This is a genomic window from Catellatospora paridis, assembly GCF_009720365.1.
Lineage (GTDB): Bacteria > Actinomycetota > Actinomycetes > Mycobacteriales > Micromonosporaceae > Catellatospora > Catellatospora paridis.
Window position 1 is genome coordinate 384,396 of the sequence record NZ_ML769315.1, and the last position, 18,049, is coordinate 402,444.

20 protein-coding genes are annotated in these 18,049 nt (G+C 73.4%); 9 read left to right on the plus strand and 11 right to left on the minus strand.

The features are described from left to right. The first annotated feature begins 50 nt into the window (after positions 1–50). The gene (locus tag F9C41_RS14585) at positions 51–530 is read left to right on the plus strand and encodes a DUF4231 domain-containing protein (RefSeq protein WP_155387313.1); all 480 of its coding nucleotides are present in this window, start codon (positions 51–53) and stop codon (positions 528–530) included. Here F9C41_RS14585 and F9C41_RS14590 read toward each other — a convergent pair. Both F9C41_RS14590 and F9C41_RS14595 read right to left on the minus strand, forming a co-directional pair. Beyond that, a complete protein-coding gene (locus F9C41_RS14590) occupies positions 523–876 on the minus strand; it encodes a hypothetical protein (protein WP_155387314.1) in 354 nt (117 codons plus the stop codon). The two genes, F9C41_RS14585 and F9C41_RS14590, sit on opposite strands and share 8 nt — an antisense overlap. A gap of 49 nt (positions 877–925) precedes the next feature. After that, positions 926–2,290, minus strand: coding sequence for a DNA-3-methyladenine glycosylase 2 family protein (locus F9C41_RS14595; protein ID WP_155387315.1), 1,365 nt, complete (start codon positions 2,288–2,290; stop codon positions 926–928). A 121-nt stretch (positions 2,291–2,411) separates the two neighbouring features. Here F9C41_RS14595 and F9C41_RS14600 point away from each other — a divergent pair, with 121 nt between their 5' ends. After that, positions 2,412–3,209 (plus strand): isocitrate lyase/PEP mutase family protein, encoded by a 798-nt coding sequence (locus F9C41_RS14600; protein WP_155387316.1) that lies wholly within the window; start codon positions 2,412–2,414, stop codon positions 3,207–3,209. Position 3,210: 1 nt separating this feature from the next. Here F9C41_RS14600 and F9C41_RS14605 read toward each other — a convergent pair whose 3' ends face one another. Next, positions 3,211–4,434, minus strand: a complete 1,224-nt coding sequence (locus tag F9C41_RS14605; RefSeq protein ID WP_155387317.1) for an ArsB/NhaD family transporter — start codon at positions 4,432–4,434, stop codon at positions 3,211–3,213. A 1-nt stretch (position 4,435) separates the two neighbouring features. Next, the gene (locus F9C41_RS14610) at positions 4,436–4,825 is read right to left on the minus strand and encodes an ArsC/Spx/MgsR family protein (RefSeq protein ID WP_230689596.1); all 390 of its coding nucleotides are present in this window, start codon (positions 4,823–4,825) and stop codon (positions 4,436–4,438) included. Positions 4,826–4,912: 87 nt separating this feature from the next. On the opposite strand from F9C41_RS14610, the gene F9C41_RS14615 reads away from it, so the two are divergent. The 5 genes from F9C41_RS14615 (at position 4,913) to F9C41_RS14635 (ending at position 11,514) form a co-directional block, all read left to right on the plus strand. After that, complete coding sequence (locus F9C41_RS14615; protein WP_155387318.1) at positions 4,913–6,394, plus strand: SigE family RNA polymerase sigma factor; 1,482 nt, start codon at positions 4,913–4,915, stop codon at positions 6,392–6,394. Between the two features lie 96 nt (positions 6,395–6,490). Beyond that, positions 6,491–7,894, plus strand: coding sequence for a SigE family RNA polymerase sigma factor (locus tag F9C41_RS41245; RefSeq protein WP_230689597.1), 1,404 nt, complete (start codon positions 6,491–6,493; stop codon positions 7,892–7,894). A gap of 95 nt (positions 7,895–7,989) precedes the next feature. Next, entirely contained in the window at positions 7,990–9,429 is a 1,440-nt protein-coding gene (locus tag F9C41_RS14625) for a SigE family RNA polymerase sigma factor (protein WP_155387319.1), read from the plus strand. A gap of 92 nt (positions 9,430–9,521) precedes the next feature. After that, positions 9,522–10,964 (plus strand): SigE family RNA polymerase sigma factor, encoded by a 1,443-nt coding sequence (locus tag F9C41_RS14630; protein WP_155387320.1) that lies wholly within the window; start codon positions 9,522–9,524, stop codon positions 10,962–10,964. Positions 10,965–11,085: 121 nt separating this feature from the next. After that, positions 11,086–11,514, plus strand: a complete 429-nt coding sequence (locus tag F9C41_RS14635) for a hypothetical protein (protein WP_155387321.1) — start codon at positions 11,086–11,088, stop codon at positions 11,512–11,514. On the opposite strand, the gene F9C41_RS14640 is transcribed toward F9C41_RS14635, so the two are convergent. Next, positions 11,511–12,281 carry a hypothetical protein gene (locus F9C41_RS14640; RefSeq protein WP_155387322.1) on the minus strand — a complete coding sequence of 257 codons (771 nt, stop codon included), beginning with the start codon at positions 12,279–12,281 and terminating at the stop codon, positions 11,511–11,513. The genes F9C41_RS14635 and F9C41_RS14640 overlap by 4 nt on opposite strands. Before the next feature lie 122 nt (positions 12,282–12,403). On the opposite strand from F9C41_RS14640, the gene F9C41_RS14645 reads away from it, so the two are divergent. Beyond that, positions 12,404–13,177 carry a class I SAM-dependent methyltransferase gene (locus tag F9C41_RS14645; protein WP_155387323.1) on the plus strand — a complete coding sequence of 258 codons (774 nt, stop codon included), beginning with the start codon at positions 12,404–12,406 and terminating at the stop codon, positions 13,175–13,177. Positions 13,178–13,191: 14 nt separating this feature from the next. Here F9C41_RS14645 and F9C41_RS14650 read toward each other — a convergent pair whose 3' ends face one another. From F9C41_RS14650 to F9C41_RS14675, 6 genes are all read right to left on the minus strand, one after another. Continuing rightward, complete coding sequence (locus tag F9C41_RS14650) at positions 13,192–13,455, minus strand: hypothetical protein (RefSeq protein ID WP_155387324.1); 264 nt, start codon at positions 13,453–13,455, stop codon at positions 13,192–13,194. A 234-nt stretch (positions 13,456–13,689) separates the two neighbouring features. Further along, complete coding sequence (locus F9C41_RS14655) at positions 13,690–15,099, minus strand: DEAD/DEAH box helicase (protein WP_196279767.1); 1,410 nt, start codon at positions 15,097–15,099, stop codon at positions 13,690–13,692. A 177-nt stretch (positions 15,100–15,276) separates the two neighbouring features. Further along, a complete protein-coding gene (locus F9C41_RS14660; protein WP_120318694.1) occupies positions 15,277–15,480 on the minus strand; it encodes a cold-shock protein in 204 nt (67 codons plus the stop codon). Between the two features lie 212 nt (positions 15,481–15,692). Continuing rightward, positions 15,693–15,965 carry a hypothetical protein gene (locus F9C41_RS14665; protein ID WP_155387325.1) on the minus strand — a complete coding sequence of 91 codons (273 nt, stop codon included), beginning with the start codon at positions 15,963–15,965 and terminating at the stop codon, positions 15,693–15,695. Positions 15,966–16,014: 49 nt separating this feature from the next. Continuing rightward, positions 16,015–16,587: a dihydrofolate reductase family protein gene (locus F9C41_RS14670; RefSeq protein WP_155387326.1), complete on the minus strand. Its 573-nt coding sequence runs from the start codon at positions 16,585–16,587 to the stop codon at positions 16,015–16,017. 89 nt (positions 16,588–16,676) lie between these two features. Continuing rightward, positions 16,677–17,195: a PadR family transcriptional regulator gene (locus F9C41_RS14675; RefSeq protein ID WP_155387327.1), complete on the minus strand. Its 519-nt coding sequence runs from the start codon at positions 17,193–17,195 to the stop codon at positions 16,677–16,679. A 93-nt stretch (positions 17,196–17,288) separates the two neighbouring features. Here F9C41_RS14675 and F9C41_RS14680 point away from each other — a divergent pair, with 93 nt between their 5' ends. Further along, positions 17,289–18,044, plus strand: a complete 756-nt coding sequence (locus F9C41_RS14680) for an ABC transporter ATP-binding protein (RefSeq protein WP_155387328.1) — start codon at positions 17,289–17,291, stop codon at positions 18,042–18,044. Positions 18,045–18,049 lie beyond the last annotated feature (5 nt).

Genomic DNA, 18,049 nt, shown 5'->3' on the forward strand with positions numbered 1-18,049 from the left:
CCCAGGAACCCGTTGCGTGCCACCATCATCGGGACTTCCAGGAGGACGCGATGGCGGACGGCACGGCGCAGGGCATCTGGTGGCAGCGGCTCACCTCACCGGGCGGCGCGCAGCTGCCGATGAGCGTGCAGGAACGGCTGCTGTGGTACTCGAAGCAGGTGCGCCGCCAGCGGATCGCCAACTACACGGTGGAGGGCGTGACCGTCGTGATCGCCGCGAGTATCCCGGCCGCGGCCGCGCTCGGCGCGTCCACCGCCGTCACCGCGGTGCTCGGCGCACTGGTCGCCGTGCTGGCCGGGCTGCGGCAGCTGGTCCGGCCGGGTGAGAGCTGGATCCGGGCCAGCGCGACGCTGGTCGCGATGCAGCGCGAGGCGGTCGTGTGGAGCGCGGGCGCGGTCCCCTACGACGGCGAGCGCGCCGACACCCTGCTCGTGGAGAACGTGGAGAGCCTGGTCGCCGCGGAGACGTCGCAGTGGGCCGAGCAGCGCACGGTGCGCCGCTCGGAGCCCGAGCAGCAGCCGGTCAGCTGACGTACCAGTCGAACAGCTCCCAGCCGGGCGGGGTGGCCATCACCAGCAGCATCAGCACGGCGGCCACCCCGGCGACGGCCAGCAGCCGGCGGGTGAACGCGTCGGCGCGCACCTGCGGCGAGCGCCACGCTCCCCAGGCGAGCACCAGCAGGACCGCCGCGGGCACGAAGCCGAACATGGTCACCAGCACGGCCGGCCAGGACCAGCCGGGCGGGGACTGCTCGGGGAAGTACGACGCGTCGCTGACGAGGTAGGCGACGGCCCCGTAAAGGTAGGCCAGCACCAGGAACAGCAGTGCCGCGCTGAGCGATCCGGCAGTGCCGCGACTGATCGACGTCTCTCGCATCGCCGCACCGTAACCCGGACCGCCGCGTCCCGCCAAGACGCCGTTCCGGTCACCCGGCCAGGTGTCCGAAGGCGTACGCGCGCCAGGGCCGCCACCGCTCGGCCGGCTCGCCGTGCGGCCCGGTCCCCGGCCAGGCGTCGGGATCGCCGAGGGCGCGCATCGCGATGAACTCCACGGTGGACTCGTCCAGTCCGGGCAGTTCCCGCAGCCGCTGCCGGGCCACCGCCCAGTCGGCGCCGACACCGAGGTCCAGCGCATCCGCGACGACCGCCGCGACGAGCGCGAGGAACGCCTTCTCGGCCCGCTCCGGGACCTCCAGCACCGCGGGGTCGGCTGCGGCCAGTGCGGACACGTCGGGGAACACCTGGGTCAGGCCGCCGTCCGGGTCGTCGATCGGTTCGCCGTACGCCGTCACGAGCCGTGCCGCCGCGTCCGGCCCCAGCACCGCGCGCACCGCCAGCTCGACCCCGTCCACGGCCCGCGGCACCCGCCGCCCTGGCACGGCCGCGACCAGCGGCGCGAGCAGCGGGTCGGCGGCCAGCGCCGCGTCCACGGCGACCGGGTCGGCGTCCAGGTCGAGCAGCCACCGGCAGCGGTTCACGGCGCTGCCGAGGTCGCGCAGGTCGGCCAGGGACAGCCGGCACTCGACGTGCCCGGCGGCGGGACGCAGCGCGACGACGCCGGTGCCGTGAGGCAGTCGCAGGGTGCGCCGCAGCGCCCCGTCGCGCCACTCCTCCACCCCGGGCAGCGCGTCCGCGGACAGCTGCGCGAACAGCTCGTCGGCGGCCAGCGGCGCCCGGTACGGCAGGCGGACCGTGACGGTGCCCGGCGCGGCCTGTGCCCGCGCCCCGCGACCGGCCCGTTCGCGCAGCTCGCCGGGGGTCAGCCCGAACACCTCGCGGACGGTGTCGTTGAAGGTGCGGATGCTGCCGAACCCCGCCGCGAACGCGATGTCGCCCATGGGCAGGGTGCTGGTCTCGATCAGGGTGCGGGCCGCCTGGGCGCGCTGCGCGCGGGCGACCGCCAGCGGGCCCGCGCCCAGTTCGGCGAGCACGTGCCGCTGCACCTGCCGGGTGCTGTAGCCGAGCCGGTGGGCCAGGCCGGGCACGCCCTCCCGGTCGACGACCCCGTCGGCGATGAGCCGGACCGCGCGGCCCACCAGGTCGGCGCGCGCGTTCCACTGCGGCGAGCCGGGGCTGGCGTCGGGGCGGCACCGTTTGCAGGCCCGGAACCCGGCCTGCTGGGCCGCGGCGGCGCTGGGCAGGAAGGTCATGTGCCGCACCTGCGGCGGCGGCACCGGGCAGCTGGGCCGGCAGTAGATGCGCGTACTGGTCACGGCCGTGAAGAACCAGCCGTCGAAGCGGGCGTCGCGGGAGTGCACCGCTCGGACGCAGCGTTCGAAGTCCTCGTACATGCCCCCACCGTAGCCAGGGCGGGGACCCGGTTACTCGCGAGAAAGCGACATCGCGGTCGCCGGTGACGCCGGCGTCGTTTTCCTGCCAGCCGCTGTCAGCAGCCCGTGGTGGACTGGGCCCATGACGATCGACAAGTACGCCGCCTTTCGCGCCCTGCACCAGCCGGGCACCCCGCTCCTGCTCGCCAACGCCTGGGACGTGGCCAGCGCCCGGCTCGCCGAGCAGGCGGGCTCGGCGGCGGTCGCGACGACCAGCGCCGGGGTGGCCTGGAGCCTGGGCGCGGCCGACGGCGACGTGCTGGACCGTGACCGCGCGGTCGACCTGGTGGCCCGGGTCGCGGGCGCGGTGGCGGTGCCCGTGACCGCCGACATCGAGGGCGGGTTCGCCACCGACGCGGCCGGGGTCGCCGAGACGGTCCGGCTGGTGGTCGCGGCCGGTGCGGCGGGCGTCAACCTGGAGGACAGCGACCGCGTCGGCCCCGCGCCGCTGCTGCCGGTGGACGAGGCCGCCCGGCGGATCGCCGCCGCCCGCGCCGCCGCCGGGGCGGGCCTGTTCATCAACGCCCGGGTCGACACGTTCCTGCGCGGCGGTGACGTCGCGGACGTGCTCACCCGGGCCCGGGCCTATGTCGCGGCGGGCGCGGACGGCGTCTTCGTGCCCGGCACGGCCGACCCCGCGGTGATCGCCGAGCTGGTCGCCGGGGTGGGCGCGCCGCTGAACATCCTGGCCGGACCGGGCTCCCCGACCGTCGCCGAGCTGGCCGCGCTCGGGGTGGCTCGGGTGAGCCTCGGCTCGTCGGTGGCCGAGGCGGCGTACGCGGTGATGCGCCGGGCGACCGAGGAGCTGCTGGCCAAGGGCACCTACGACGCACTGGCCGGCGCGGTGAGCTACGGCGAGCTGAACAAGCTGCTGGCCTGAGTCACCGCGCCAGCAGCAGGGTGGCGGTCCCGGCGGCCAGCGCGGCGGCCCCGGTGACCGCCCCCGTCGCCGCGAACCTGCCCCAGCCGATGCGCACCCCGGCGGCCTGGCAGCGCTGCGCCCACAGCAGCGTGGCCAGCGACGCCCACGCGGTGACCAGCGGGGCGACGTTCGCCCCGAGCAGCAGGCCGAGCAGCTGGTCGCGGTGTCCGGCGGCGACCACGGCCTCGCCCGCCACGTACGCGGGCAGATTGTTGACGGCGTTGGCGAGCAGCCCGCTGGTGACGGCCGCCCGCACGACGCCCACCGCGCCGGGGTCGACGCCGATCATGGCACTCATCAGGTCGGCCAGGCCTAGCCGCCCGACCGCCTCGACGGTCAGGAACAGGCCGGTGACCAGCACGAGCAGCCGCCACGGCAGCAGGCTCCAGCGCAGCGCGGCCCGGTCCCAGCGGGCGTACGCGGCGACCAGGACCAGCGCGCAGACCGCCGACACCAGTTCCAGCCGCTCGCCCCACAGCACGCCGACCAGGAACACCGTGCAGGCGGCGGCCGCGGCCAGCAGCAGCCGGCGGTCGCGCGGCCGCATCGGCGCGGGCGGGGTGTACCGGGCCGGGTTGCCACGCCAGTAGAAGATCCACAGGCAGCCGCCGACCGCGACCAGCACCGCCGCCTGCGGCAGGACCATCGCCCCGGCGAACCCGCCCACCGACAGCCCGATCCGGTCCGCGGCCAGCAGGTTCGTCAGGTTCGACACCGGCAGCAGCAGGCTCGCGCCGTTGGCCAGCCAGATCGTCGTCATCGCCAGGGGCAGCGGCGGCACGCCGGCCCTCGCCGCCATGGCCAGCATCACCGGGGTGAGCAGCACCGCCGTCGTGTCGAGGTTGAGCAGCACGGTGGTCGCCGCGGCGAAGGCGAAGCACAGCGCGAACAGCGCGACGTTGCGCCCGCGCGCCCAGCCGGTCAGCCGCGTGGCGATCACGTCGAACAGCTCGGCCCGCGCGGCGAGCTCCGCCAGCACGATCACCGTGCCCAGGAAGATCAGGATGGGCAGGATGCGGCGGCCGCTCGCCAGCGCGCCGGCGGGCGGCACCAGCCGGGTCGCCACCGCGAGCAGCCCCGCGCCGAGCAGCGCGAACGCGAGCAGGTCGAGCCCGCTGAACCTGTTCCGGGCACGCGTGGGCCCGGTCCCGGCGGCCTCCGCCGGGACGACTGCCTGTGCCATGTCAGTCGGTGGTCGGGGTGGAGAGGGCCTGCGCCAGTGCCTCGGGGGTGCGCGCCACGATCGCGGTTCCGTCGTCGAGCAGCAGGATCGGGCGCTGGATGAGCTGCGGATAAGCCACCATCGCCGCGATCCAGCGGGGGCGGTCGACCGCGTCCCGGCTCCAGTCCGCCAATCCCAGCTCGGCGGCGGCCGGCTCGCCCAGCCGGCAGATCTCCCACGGCTGCGCGCCAAGCCGGTCGAGCACGTCGGCCAGCTCGGCGGCGGTCGGCGGCGCGTCCAGATACGGCCGCAGCGTCACCGGCACCTGGTTGAGCTCGAACGTCTCCCGGGCGGTGGCGCACTTCGAGCACGAGGGGTTGTTCCACATCTCCACCCCGCTATCCTCACCCATCCCCGGATCTGCTCGGACATCGGTTCAACCTGACCCGCCGGTCAGGCGGTACCAGTTGCTGACCGGGACGATCAGGAGGCGACGGGGATGGCCGAGACGGCGACGTTCGACGAGTTCGTGGTGACGCGGTCGCGGCACCTGCTGCGGGTGGCGTTCCTGCTCACCGGTGACCACGCGCTGGCCGAGGACCTGCTGCAGACCGCCCTGGCCCGCTCCTGGCCGGCCTGGCGGCGGATCGACGGCGACCCCGAGCCGTACGTACGCCGGGTGCTGGCCAACACGTACAACTCCTGGTGGCGGCGGCGGTGGCACGGCGAGCGCCCCACCGAGACGCTGCCCGAGCACCCCGCGCCCTCGGCGCACACCGCCGTCGACGACCGCGACCAGCTCCGCCGAGCCCTGGCCAGGCTCCCCCGGCAGCAGAAGGTCGTCCTGGTCCTGCGCTACTTCGAGGATCTCAGCGAGGCGGAGATCGCCCGGACCCTCGGCATCTCCGCGGGCTCGGTGAAGACGCACGCATCGAAGGGGCTGGCGAAGCTGCGGCTGGACCCGAGCCTGCGGGAGCTGCCGCAGCCCGACGACGACGGGCCGGTGGGCAACGACCGGCTGTCCGCGGTGCGCACCCGGATCGCCGGGAACCGCCGCCGAAGCGTCGCCGGGGTCGCGACGGCCTGCCTGGTCGCGCTGGCACTGATCGCCGCGTACGCGCTGCTGCCGCACCTGCGCGCACGGGCGCTGCCGGAGCCCGCGTTCCCGATCGAGGTGCCGCAGTTCGCACAGAGCAGCCCGGCGTTCGCCGACGTCGACTACTACCGCCTGACCGCCTCCGCCCAGCACGGCTACACGCCCCACCTGGACCCCGCGCTCACCTGGACACCCAGCGGCCGCCCGGAGGCGCTGTTCATCGGCTGCCGGCACCTGGGGGAGCACAAAGTGCTCACCGCACGCGTCAGCGTGAACGGGTGGCGGCCGGCGGGCACGGGCATGGACACCTGCACCGGCGACACCGACATGGGCTTCGACGGCTTCTTCACCGCGCTGGACCCGGCGGCACTGGGCCTGGTGGCGGGCCGTCCCGCCACCGTGACGTTGGACCTCGAATTCGGGCAGAACGGTGACGATCCGCTGCCTGAGGGCACCGTCGCCGTCGCGATCGGTGAACCCGCGTCCTACGCGGAGCTCCCCTGGCCGGGCACGGCCCCGTCCCGCGCGCCGCTGGATCGGACGCCGCAGGACGCCGTCGACCCGGCCACGGTGACCATGCTGGAGTCCGGGGGCGCGCACAGCACCACGCTCACGTGGACCGGTCCGCTGGTGTTGTCGGCGAACGCGCAGACACCCGGCCGGTTGCGCATCCTCGTCGACGGCGCGCTGGCGACCAACCTGGACTTCGGCACGCCCTTCCTGCAGCTGGAACACGGCAGCCGCGCCGTGCTCGACCCCGCGGGCCGCTACGGCTACGGCTTCCGCTTCGCGCCGCGCCCCGGCTCGAAGATCACGATCACGGTCGTGCCCGAACGCCTGGTCGGCGACTGGTACGTGGCGATCTATCCCCAGCAGCACAGCTGACCGCGGCACGCCAGAATCTTGCGCATCGCGCGCAACCCCGGCGGCGGCCCAGGTCGTACAGGATCTCGACACCGCAGACGGAAAGGCACGGGGAGTATGGCCGACACGGCGACGTTCGACGAGTTCGTGACGGTGCGCTCGCGCCACCTGCTGCGCATCGCGTACCTGCTCTCGGGCGATCACATCCTCGCCGAGGACCTGCTGCAGACCGCGCTGGCCAAGTCGTGGACGGCGTGGAAGCGGATCCAGGGCGACCCCGAGCCGTACGTGCGCCGCGTGCTGGTCAACACGTACAACTCATGGTGGCGGCGGCGCTGGCACGGCGAGCGGCCCACCGAGACGCTGCCCGAGCACGCCGGGCCGTCGCCGCACAGCGCGGTCGACGAGCGCGACCAGCTGTGGCGCGCACTGGACCGGCTGCCCCGCCAGCAGCGCGTGGTGCTCGTGCTGCGGTACTTCGAGGACCTCACCGAGGCGGAGATCGCGCGGACCATGGACATCTCAGCGGGCGCGGTGAAGGCGTACGCCTCCCGGGGCCTGGCCACCCTGCGCCTGGACCCCTCGCTGCGCGCACTGCCGCAGCCCGACGACGACGCGCCGGTGGGCAACGAGCGGCTGGTCGCGGTCCAGCGGCGGATCATCCAGCGCCGCCGCACCCGGCTGTCCGCGGCGGCCGCGGCCTGCCTGATCGTCATCGCCGCGATCTCGGGTTACGCGCTCGCGCCCGGCCCGGATCGCGGCGACGTCGCCGACCTGCCCGAGCTCTACCGCGGGCACCGCATCGTGGCCCGGCTGCAGGCGAACTTCTCCCAGGGCACGGCGGAGCTGGTGTGGACACCGGGCAGCACCGACGTGACCCTGTTCCCGGCCTGCGCCACCGGCCTGCTGCCCGCCGAGGTCGAGCTGAGCGTCAACGGCGCCTACATCGCGACGGTCACCTGCGGCACCCGGATGGAGTTCACCCTGGCCCGCACCATGAACGCGCGCACCGCGGCGGCCCGCAACCTGCGCGTCGGCGAGCCTGCCCGGATCACGCTGAGCGCCGTCGGCGCGGCGGTCGACACCCGGCAGCGGACCGCCGACGACGGCGTGATGGCGGTCGCCGTCGCCGAGCGGCTGCCGTTCGACGAGTACCCGCTGCCGTCGCGACCGGCGAGCCTGGACCCGCTGCCGAGTCCCGACGCGAAACCGGGACGGATCCGGCTCTACGGCCCCGAGGCCCAGGTCACCACGGTGGAGTGGCGCGGCTCGCTGACGTTGCGGGCCCGGGCGCAGACCCCGGGCAGCCTGCTCGTCTCCGTCAACGGCATCGCGGTGGAGAACTTCGGGTGGTGGGACTACCAGCAGGACAACCGGGCCGGTTTCCTGGACGTCGACACGACCGACGCGGCGCGGCTGGGACTGCCCGCCCTCGTCACCGGCCAGACCGTGGTCATCACCGTGGAGCCCGAGTTCATGACGGGCGACTGGTGGCTCACCGTCGACCAGCCCGGCACGTAACCTACGGACGAGATTTTCTCGCGACACCACCCCACCGACGCCGCCGTCCAACCGGTACGTGTTGCTGACGGCGGCGATCAGGAGGCTTGCGGAGCATGGCCGGCACGGCGGAGTTCGACGAGTTCGTGATGGCGCGATCGCGGCACCTGCTGCGTATCGCGTACCTGCTCACCGGCGACCACGCGCTGGCCGAGGACCTGCTGCAGACCGCGTTGGTCAAGTCGTGGGCGGCGTGGCGGCGCATCCACGGCGACCCGGAACCGTACGTGCGGCAGGTGTTGCTCAACACGTACCGCTCCTGGTGGCGCCGCCGGTGGAACGGCGAGCGCCCCGCCGAGTCGCTGCCCGAGCAGCCGATCGCGGCGCCGCAGGCGGCCGTCGACGAGCGCGACGAGGTGTGGCGGGCCCTCGGCCGGCTGTCCCGCCAGCAGCGGGTCGTGCTGGTGCTGCGCTACTTCGAGGACCTCAGCGAGGCCGAGATCGCCAAGGCGCTGGACATCTCGCCGGGCTCGGTGAAGAGCTACGCCGCCAAGGGATTGGCCCGGCTGCGGCTCGACCCCGACCTGCAGCCGATGCCCGCGATCGACGAGGACGCCCCGGCCGGCAACGAGCGCCTGGCGGGCGTACGCCGGCGCATCGTGCAGCAGCGCCGCGGCCGGCTCGCCTCCGCCGCGGCGGCGCTCGCGGTGGTCCTGGCCGGCATCACCGGTTACGTCATCGCGCCCGGCCGCGAGACCGACGGGCTGGCCGGCGTGCCCGACTTCCACCAGGGCTACCGCATCACCGAACGCGCGCAGGCCACCTTCGCCGAGGAGACCGGCGAGATCACGTTCACCCCGTCCACTCTCGACCTGGCGTTCTTCCCCGCCTGCACGCACTCCGGGTACGAGGTGCCGCTCGAGGTCAGGGTGTGGGTCGGCGGCAACTCGCTCGGTGCGGTGGACTGCCAGACCGGCGGCCTGTCCTTCGACAGCCGGGTCACCGCCGCCGCGGACACCCTGCGCGCCGCCGGCGTCGAGGTGGGCAAGCCGGTCACGGTCACCTTCGCACTGGACGTGGCGTACGTCTATACGGGTTCCTCGACCCCGCTCACCGAACCGAAGTCCGAGGTGCCCGCGGACGGTGTGCTCGCGCTCCTCGTCGGCGAGTCGGCCGGGTTCGACACCGTCGACCTGCCCGAGCGGCCGGCGACCCTCACGCCGCTGGACCGGCCCGCGTACGCGACGGGCACCAGCGTGCTGCTCACCGCGGACGGCCCGCGCACCGCCACGCTCGACTGGCGCAGCGGCGCGGTGCGCATCATGGCCCGCTCGCAGACGCCGGGCGTGCTGCGGTTGCGCATCAACGGCGTGCTCGTCGACGTCAAGACCTGGTGGGACTACGACCAGCAGACGTGGCAGTCGGAGTTCGCGCCCGCCGGTGACGACGCGAAGGCGCGCGGGCTGAGCGCCCAGTATCCGGATCAGCTCACCATCACCGTCGAGCCCGAACACCTGACCGGCGACTGGTGGCTGGCGGTGATGCCCGCGGGCTGACCTCGGGCAGAATCACTGCGCCATCGTGTCAACCGGCGCGCCGGCCCGCCCGGTAGGAGTAGCCGACCGGGACGATCAGGAGGCGCACGGGGATGGCCGGCACGGCGGAGTTCGACGAGTTCGTCACCATGCGATCGCGGCACCTGCTGCGTATCGCGTACCTGCTCACCGGCGACCACGCGCTGGCCGAGGACCTGCTGCAGACCGCGCTGGCCCGGTCCTGGTCGGCGTGGCGGCGCATCCACGGCAACCCGGAGCCGTACGTGCGGCGGGTGCTGGCCAACACGTACAACTCCTGGTGGCGCCGCCGCTGGCACGGCGAGCGACCCACCGAGACACTGCCCGAGCGCCCTGCGCCCTCGCCGCACACCGCCGTCGACGACCGCGACGAGGTCTGGCGGGCCCTGTCGAAGCTGCCCCGGCAGCAGAAACTGGTGCTGGTGCTGCGCTATTTCGAGGACCTCAGCGAAGCCGAGATCGCGCAGACCCTGGGCATCTCCCCCGGCTCGGTGAAGACGCACACCTCCCGTGCGCTGGCCAGCCTGCGCCTGGACCCGGGGCTGCGCACCCTGCCGCTGCCCGCGGACGACGACGTGCCCGCGGGCAACGAGCGGCTCACCGCGGTCCGGGGGCGCATCACGCAGCGCCGCCGCAACCGGATCGCGGCCGCGTTCCTGGCGCTCGCCTCCGCCACCGCCGGGTACCTGCTGGCCGCGCCGGCCGTGCCCTACGACGTGGCCGACTTCCCCGAATTCGATGACGGTCAGCACATCGTCCTGCGGGGGCAGGCGACCTTCGGCGACGCCCCGGCCGGTTTCCGGTGGACTCCGACGAAGCTCGACGGCAAGGTCCAGGTGGCCTGCGCGCATACGGAGAAGGAGCTAAGCCTTTACGTCTCCGTCTTGATCAACGGCAAAAAGATCTACGGAACCGGCTGCGACACCGACGGCGAGATCGGGTTCTCGGGCAGCGCCCGGCTCACCGAGACCTCGCTGCGCAGCGCCGGAGTCTCGATCGGCAGGCCGGCCACCGTCACGCTGATCGTCGAGGAACCGTCGACCTTCCTGGAGGACCCCGCTCCGAGCGGCCCGTACGCCGCCCCGGGCGGCACCGTGCCCGCCGACGGCGTCATGGTGGTCGTGCTCGGCGAGTCGGTGCCGTTCGACGAGTACCCGCTGCCCGCCCGGCCGGACGAGCTGGAGACGCTGTCCCGCCCCAGTTCGGCCTGGCTCGTCGGCTCGGTGCTGGTCGAAGCCGCCGGCCCGCACACCGTCACCATGCCGTGGCGCGGCGGGCCGCTGCAGGTGGCCGGCCTGTCGCAGACACCTGGGATCATGCGCATCAAGGTCAACGGCCGGCTGGTCGACACGAAGACCTGGTGGAACTACACGCTGGTGGAGCGGATCGCCGAGGTGAGCGCGGAGAGCCTGGCGGAGCTGGGAGTGGACCCCCTGCTCAACGAACCGGTCACCATCACGGTGGAGACGGAGCACATGACCGGCGACTGGTGGCTGCGCGTCTCCCCACCGAGCTGACCGGGCCGGCCCGGTCAGTCGACCGGGTCGGCGTGTGGCAGCAGCAGGTCCGTGGGGGCCGAACATGGACAGGGTGGAGATCCGGCGCAGGCGGGCGGGACGGGCCGGTTAGGGTCGGGCTGTGGCGGAGCAGTCGGACTGGCGCGCGCAGCGCGATCATGCGGTGGCGCAGCATGCGCTGGCCGAGCAGCGCCGCCGGGCGGCCGAGACGGCGCAGGCGATGGAGCTGGTGACCCGGTTCGCCCGCGAGGCGGCCGCGCGCGGCCTGCGCACCACGGCGCTGACGGCGTTCGCCTACGACGGCGGCGGCCGCTACCGCACCGACCTGCGCGGCTGGTACGTGCACCGCAACCACACCCTCGCGATCACCGAGGACGGCCGCTACTACGTGCTCGGCGTGCCGTCGTCGCTGCGGGCGCGCCTGCGCGGCGCGCAGGTGCCGCCCGCCGACCCGCCGCTGATCGTCGGCCGGGGCGCGCGCGACGGTGAGTCGATGCCGCTGGCGACGCTGCTGCAGCGCCGCCTGGACGCGGGCGACGACTGGCCCTAGCCCGCCTGCTCGGCCAGGGCGAACTCCAGCTGTTCCACGGCCATCCGCACCCCGTCGTCGAGGGCATCCCGGTATTGGTGCTCCAACGACCAGGGCACGGCCTGGTGCGGTCGGTGGCCGAGCAGGGTGAGGCGCAGCGGCCCGACCCGTTCCTCGTGCTTGTCCAGGGCGGCGTGCGCGGCCGCGACCGCGAGGTCGGGAATCCGCGCCAGGTCCGCCGCATCCAGCCGGGGTGCGTTGACGCCGGCGGCAAAATCCTCGGCGAGCACGACGGCCCGCTCGGCGGCGGGCGTGACCTCGACGAAGACCTCGGCGTCCGTGACGCCGACCTCGGGGTCGACCGGGTTGGCCAGCCGCACCACGGGACCGGCCGGAGTGAACGTGACCCAGTCGCACACCATGCGGTGCGGGAGCTGGTCGATCGCGGCCCGCACCGCCCGGGACGCGGCTGCCTGCACGGCCCCGTAGCCGGAGTCGACGATGTGCAGGTAGTGCTTGACCAGCACCACGCGCAGCGGCCCGGTGCGGTACTCGTACCGCATGAGCGCCGAGCGCACGCCCCGCAGCGCGCCGGTGGTCAGCTCCGCCACCCACTGCTCGTTGGCGAGTTCCTCGCGCATGTACTCGTCGTCGCGGTCGCGGTCACGCAGGTCGATGAAATCGTCGGCGACGTGGATGCTGCGCTCGGCGGCCGGTTCGACGTCGAGCGTGACCTTCACCCCGGCGAAGCAGCTGCCGGTCATGGTCCTGTTCGTCACCCGCACCATGGCCGGCAGCGTAGCAACGCGCGGCGCGCGCCTTCACTCCGTTTCGGAGCGCCCATGATCGGCCGACGTGGATCATTTCCCCCGAGTGTCGCGGCGACCGCGATGGCACTACGCTCTCGCGAATGAGTGACGCGCGCACCCAGGGCCTCATGTTCGGCGAGATCGCCGAGGAGTTCGACCGGATCCGCCCCGGTTACCCGGAAGGGCTCGTCGACGACGTGCTCGCGTACACCGGGATCGGGGTGCAGGCGCTGGAGGTGGGCGCGGGCACCGGCAAGGCCACCACCGCGTTCGCGGCGCGCGGCCTGCAGATCACCGCGATCGAGCCGGACCCGAAGATGGCCGCGCTGCTCTCGGAGCGGCTGTCCGGGCAGTCCTCGGTGCGCATCGTGGTCGCGCTGTGGGAGCAGTACGAGCCCGACCTCGCCTTCAACCTGCTGTTCTGCGCGCAGGCGTGGCAGTGGACCGACGGCTCGCAGCGCTGGCGGCGGGCCGCGGCGGCGCTGGCCCCCGGCGGCACGATCGCGCTGTTCTGGAACTTCGACCGCATCGCCGACGACGACCTGCGCGCACTCGTCCGCGAGGTGCACGCCGGCCACGCCCCGCACGCGATGATCGACGAGGAGCCCGCGGACGGCGCCGACCTGTCGGCGTACTGGCCCGGGCCGGACCTGGCCGCGCTGCCCGAGTTCGGCGAGCTCGCCGAGCGGCTCTACACCTGGGAGCGCACGCTGTCGGCCGACGACTACGTCTCCTACCTGTCGACCCAGCCGACGTATCGCATCCTGCCGGAGGCGACCCGCGAGGCGCTGTTCACGGCGCTGTTGCAGCGGCTGCCCGAGAAGGTGACGCTGGCCGTGGAGACGCTGCTCTACCTCGGCCGTCGCACGGCCTGAGCCGGGGCCGTCGCTCAGGCGATCCGGCGGCGCAGCGAGTAGGTGCAGGCGTGCAGGCGGTAGGGCTCGGTGTGCAGGAACACCGAGTCCCGGTCGTACGCCTGCCAGCCCGACTCACCGGCCCGGTTGAGGTGGCGCAGGTCGTCGAACCGCTCGTCGGTGCCCCACCGCTCGACGCCGTCGGGGCCGTGGAAGACCGCGTCCCAGTCCATGAAGCGATCCGCGCCCAGGGTGCCCGCCGATCGGTATTCGAGCCGTGCGTACTGCCAGCGCGTCATGCGGCCATTGTGCCGCAGGGGCGAGCGGCCTGTCCAAACGCGACCACGCACCGTCGCCACACCCACGACCACGCGCAACCGAACACCGCCGACCCGCACGTCCGGCCACGCCTGCCCCGTCGCGCCCGCCGCTCCGCGCCCACACAACGACGCTGGCCTATCTGATCGAGTTCGATCTACGAAAACTCGATCAGATAGGCCAGCGTCTATGAAAATCGGGGTCGGGCAGCGCGGTCAGCGCGACCGGCGGCCCCGCCGGGAACGGCTGGAGCGGCGGGCGGCCTGCCCGTCCTCCGAGGTGGCTGCCGCGGGCGGAGCCGGCAGCACGGCCGGGGTGCCCGACGGCGTGCGTGCCCCGGTGATCCGGGCCAGCTCCTGGTCGTGCGGGCGGACCGCGGTGGTCCGGGCGGCGACGCCCGCGGCGGCGACCAGCCGCGCGGTCTCCCGGCGCTCCTCGGCCACCACCAGGGTGACGACCGTGCCGGTGCGCCCGGCGCGGGCGGTGCGGCCGCCGCGGTGCAGGTAGTCCTTGGCGTCGTTCGGCGGGTCGTAGTTCACGACCAGGTCGAGGTCGTCGATGTGGATGCCCCGCGCCGCGAGGTCGGTGGCGATCAGCGCGTTGACCGCGCCCGACTTGAACTGGTCGAGGATGCGGGTGCGCTGCGGCTGCGACTTGCCGCCGTGCAGCGCGGCCGCGGTGACCCCGCTGGCCAGCAGCCGCCGGGCGACCCGGTCCGCGCGGTGCTTGGTCTTCACGAACATGATCACCCGACCGTCGCGCGCCCCGATGTGCGCCGTGGCGGTGTCCTTGTCTGCCGCGTCGACGTGCAGCAGGTGGTGCTCCATGGTGGTGACCGCGCCGGCCGGCGGGTCCACCGAGTGCCGGGCCGGGTTGCTCAGGAAGCGCCGGACCAGCCGGTCGACGTCGCCGTCGAGGGTGGCCGAGAAGAGCATGCGCTGCCCGCCCGGCGCGGTGGCCGTCAGCAGCGAGGTGACCTGGGGCAGGAAGCCCATGTCGGCCATCTGGTCGGCCTCGTCGAGCACCGTGATGTCGACCTGGTCGAGCCTGCAGTCGCCGCGGTCCAGCAGGTCGTTGAGGCGGCCCGGGGTGGCGATGACGATCTCCGCACCGGCGCGCACCTGGTCGGCCTGGCGGCCCAGGGACAGCCCGCCGACGACGGTCACGGTACGCAGGTTCAGTGCGGTGGCGTACGGGGTCAGCGCGGCGGCGACCTGGGCGGCGAGTTCCCGGGTGGGGACCAGCACCAGGGCCAGCGGCTGGCGGGAGCGGGCGCGGCGGCCCGCCAGGCGGGTCAGCATCGGCAGCCCGAAGGCGAGCGTCTTGCCCGAGCCGGTGCGGGCGCGGCCGAGCACGTCGCGACCGGCGACGGCGTCGGCGATGGTGCGCGCCTGGATCGGCGACGGCACGGTCAGACCCTGCTTGGCCAGCACGCCGGCCAGCGAGAGGTGGAGCGGAAGTTCGGTGAAGCTCGTCGCCACCGGGCCGGTGAACTCCGGCTCCGCCGTCACCGGCGTGGGGGTGGGGGTCGCCTTGGCGACGGCCTGCTGGCCGGTCTGCGTGGGGCGGCGACGGGGACGACGGCGCACGGGGTGGGCCGACGAATGGTGTACTGCGGCGGTCAAATTGGAGCCTCTCGCTGTCGGCACGCCGCGCGAAGGCTCTCGAACCCGGTGATGCCGGGGAGAGTCGACAGGTAACGAACCGAATGGTGGGGTTGTTGCACCCGGTTCCGCGGCGTCGCCGCCACGGAACCGGACAATCAAGCATGCCGCGCCACGCTCAGGGGCGTGGCGAGGGGGTCAGACGAGGCGTACGGCCTCAGCCTGCGGGCCCTTCGGGCCCTGCACGATCTCGAACTCGACGCGCTCGTTCTCGCGCAGCTCGCGGAAGCCGTCGAGCTGGATGACCGAGTGGTGGACGAAGACGTCCGCGCCACCGCCGTCAACGGTGATGAAGCCGAAACCCTTGTCGGCGTTGAACCACTTCACGACACCAGAAGCCATTGTGTTCTCCTCTACGGATGGGCCACGCTCGCTGCGAGGCCCGGATGGGCCGTCTCGAGCAGCGGTAAACCCACGGTGATCCGGAAGGAGAACCGATCCCGGTGTACTGAAACCAGGCAGGTGAAGCAACCACAAACAAGAAACTGTCTCTCCACCATACACGTCGTGACGCCCCCGGACGGGTGTCCGGGGTCCGCGTCGGTGTGTCCTGGCTAACCCAGCTCCATCGCGACGAGCAGGAATACGGCCAGGCCGGTGATCATCCCGAGGCCCATGGCCAGCGGCAGGCCGGCCCCGAAGAAGGTGGCGACGAAGGTGGCCAGGCCGCCCGGCACGGCGAAGAAGCCGACCGCCTGCGGGGGTTTGCGCCGCGCGTAGGACACCGCGGCCTTGCCCACGAACTTCGCCACGATGCCGACGAAGGCCAGGACGGCCAGCGCGGCCAGCCCGAGCAGCACCCAGAGCACGACCTCACCGGCAGACATGCGACCGAAGGTAGCCGCTGCGCGGCGCTGGGGCCAGTGACGGGCGTGGCTATTTCACGACGCGGTATCGCAGGTGCGTGACGTGCGGCGACGGCGCGACGTCGAGCTGTTCGAGTTCGATGTGGTCGGTCCCGAGGTGGTCGAACAACCGCCGGCCGCCGCCCAGCAGCACCGGCGCGAGCTGCAGGTGGATCTCGTCGAGCAGCCCGGCCCGCAGCACCTGCTGGACGACGTCCGCGCCCATCAGCGTCACCGCCCGCTCCCCCGCCGCCGCGACGGCCAGGTCCAGCGCGTCGGACAGGCCGGTGTGCACGAACGTGAACGTGCCGCTGCGCTCGGTCCGGTCCGGCGCCGGGTGATGGGTCAGCACGAAGCACGGCACCGCGTACGGGGTGTCGCCCCACTGGCCCACCCCGACGTCGAAGGTGCGCCGGCCCAGCAGGACCGCCCCGGTCAGCGCGAACTGCCGCCGCACCGCCGCGGAGTCCACCTCGCTCGACCCATCGAAGATCCATTGGTGCAGCCGCTCGCCGCCGCGGCCCATCGGGTGTGCCACGCCCACGTCGGGCCCGGCCATGAAGCCGTCGAGCGACATCGTCACGTGCGCGATCACCGGTGCCATCGCCATCCCTGTCATCGAGAGCCGTTCATACCGCCTTCATGCTGCCACGATCCACAGCAGACGGCGCGGCTCGGTTCCGGGGATCGGGCTCAGGCGAGCAGTTCGGCCTCGACGTCCTCCAGGAAGGTCAGGTCGGCGGTGACGTGCCGGGCGGCGGCGGCCAGCAGCAGGCGCACCACCGTCTCGCGGGCGGGGTCGCGGCGCAGCGTCTCCAGGTTGCGCAGCTCGCGCAGCAGGTGGGCACGCTGCGCGGCGAGCACATCGGACACCGTGCCGGGGTCGCCGGTGCGGGTCGCGGCGACCACCTTGAGGAACAGGTCGTCGCGGAAGCCGGCGGTGCGCGGGCTGGGCGAGGTCATCCAGTCGCCGAGTTCGCGCTGCCCGGCGTCGGTCATCCGGTACACCACGCGGTCGGGTTTGACCTCCTGCGCCAGCCGGCTGGAGTCGACGAACCCGTCGCGGGACAGGCGGTCGAGCACCTGGTAGAGGTGCCCGATGTTGAGCGCGCCCCACTGCGGTCCGACCGCGGACTCGAACGCGCTCTTCAGCTCATACCCGTGGCTCGGCCCTTCACGCAGCAGGGCCAGCACTGCATGCTGGATCGGCATGGCACACCACCCTCCCCTCTCGACATCACAGCTGTGTCACAACCGCCCGAACGGTCCTTGCATTGTGACAATGTAACACCGACAGTGGCCACCATGACCGATAGCACGACGGGGGCCGGCGCCACGGTGCGCGTGGCCGAACTGGCCAAGCACTACCAAAGCGGCGACGTGCGGATACCCGCTGTAGCCGGGGTGTCGCTGGAGTTCGCTCCGGGCACCATGACCGCGATCACCGGCCCCAGCGGGTCCGGCAAGTCCACCCTCCTTCACCTCGTCGGCGCGATCGAGGCGCCCGATGCGGGCACCATCACGGTCGACGACGTCGAGATCACCTCGGTGAAGCGCCGCCACCTCACCGCATACCGCCGCCGGGTCGGCTTCGTCTTCCAGCGCTACCACCTGCTGCCCGCGCTCACCGCGCTCGACAACGTCATCGCGCCCGTGGTGCCGTACCGGGTGAAGTTCGACAAGGCCGCCCGCGGCCGGGAACTGCTCGCCGCCGTGGGGCTCGCGGGTCGCGAGAACGCGCTGCCCTCGCAGCTGTCCGGCGGGCAGCAGCAGCGCGTCGCCATCGCCCGCGCGCTGGTCGGCGCGCCCAGCCTGCTGCTGGCCGACGAGCCCACCGGCAACCTCGACTCCCGCACCGGCACCGAGATCCTGGATCTGCTGGCCGCGCTGCGCGCCGAGCACCCCATGACGGTGCTGGTAGCCACGCACGAGCAGCACGTCGCCGCGGCCTGCGACCGGCTCATCCGGCTGCGCGACGGCGAGGTCGTGCAGGACGTGTCGCTGGCCGGAGGCGAGGAGCCCGAGCAGACCCTGAGCAGGCTGGGCGGTTCCCGTCTGTGATCACC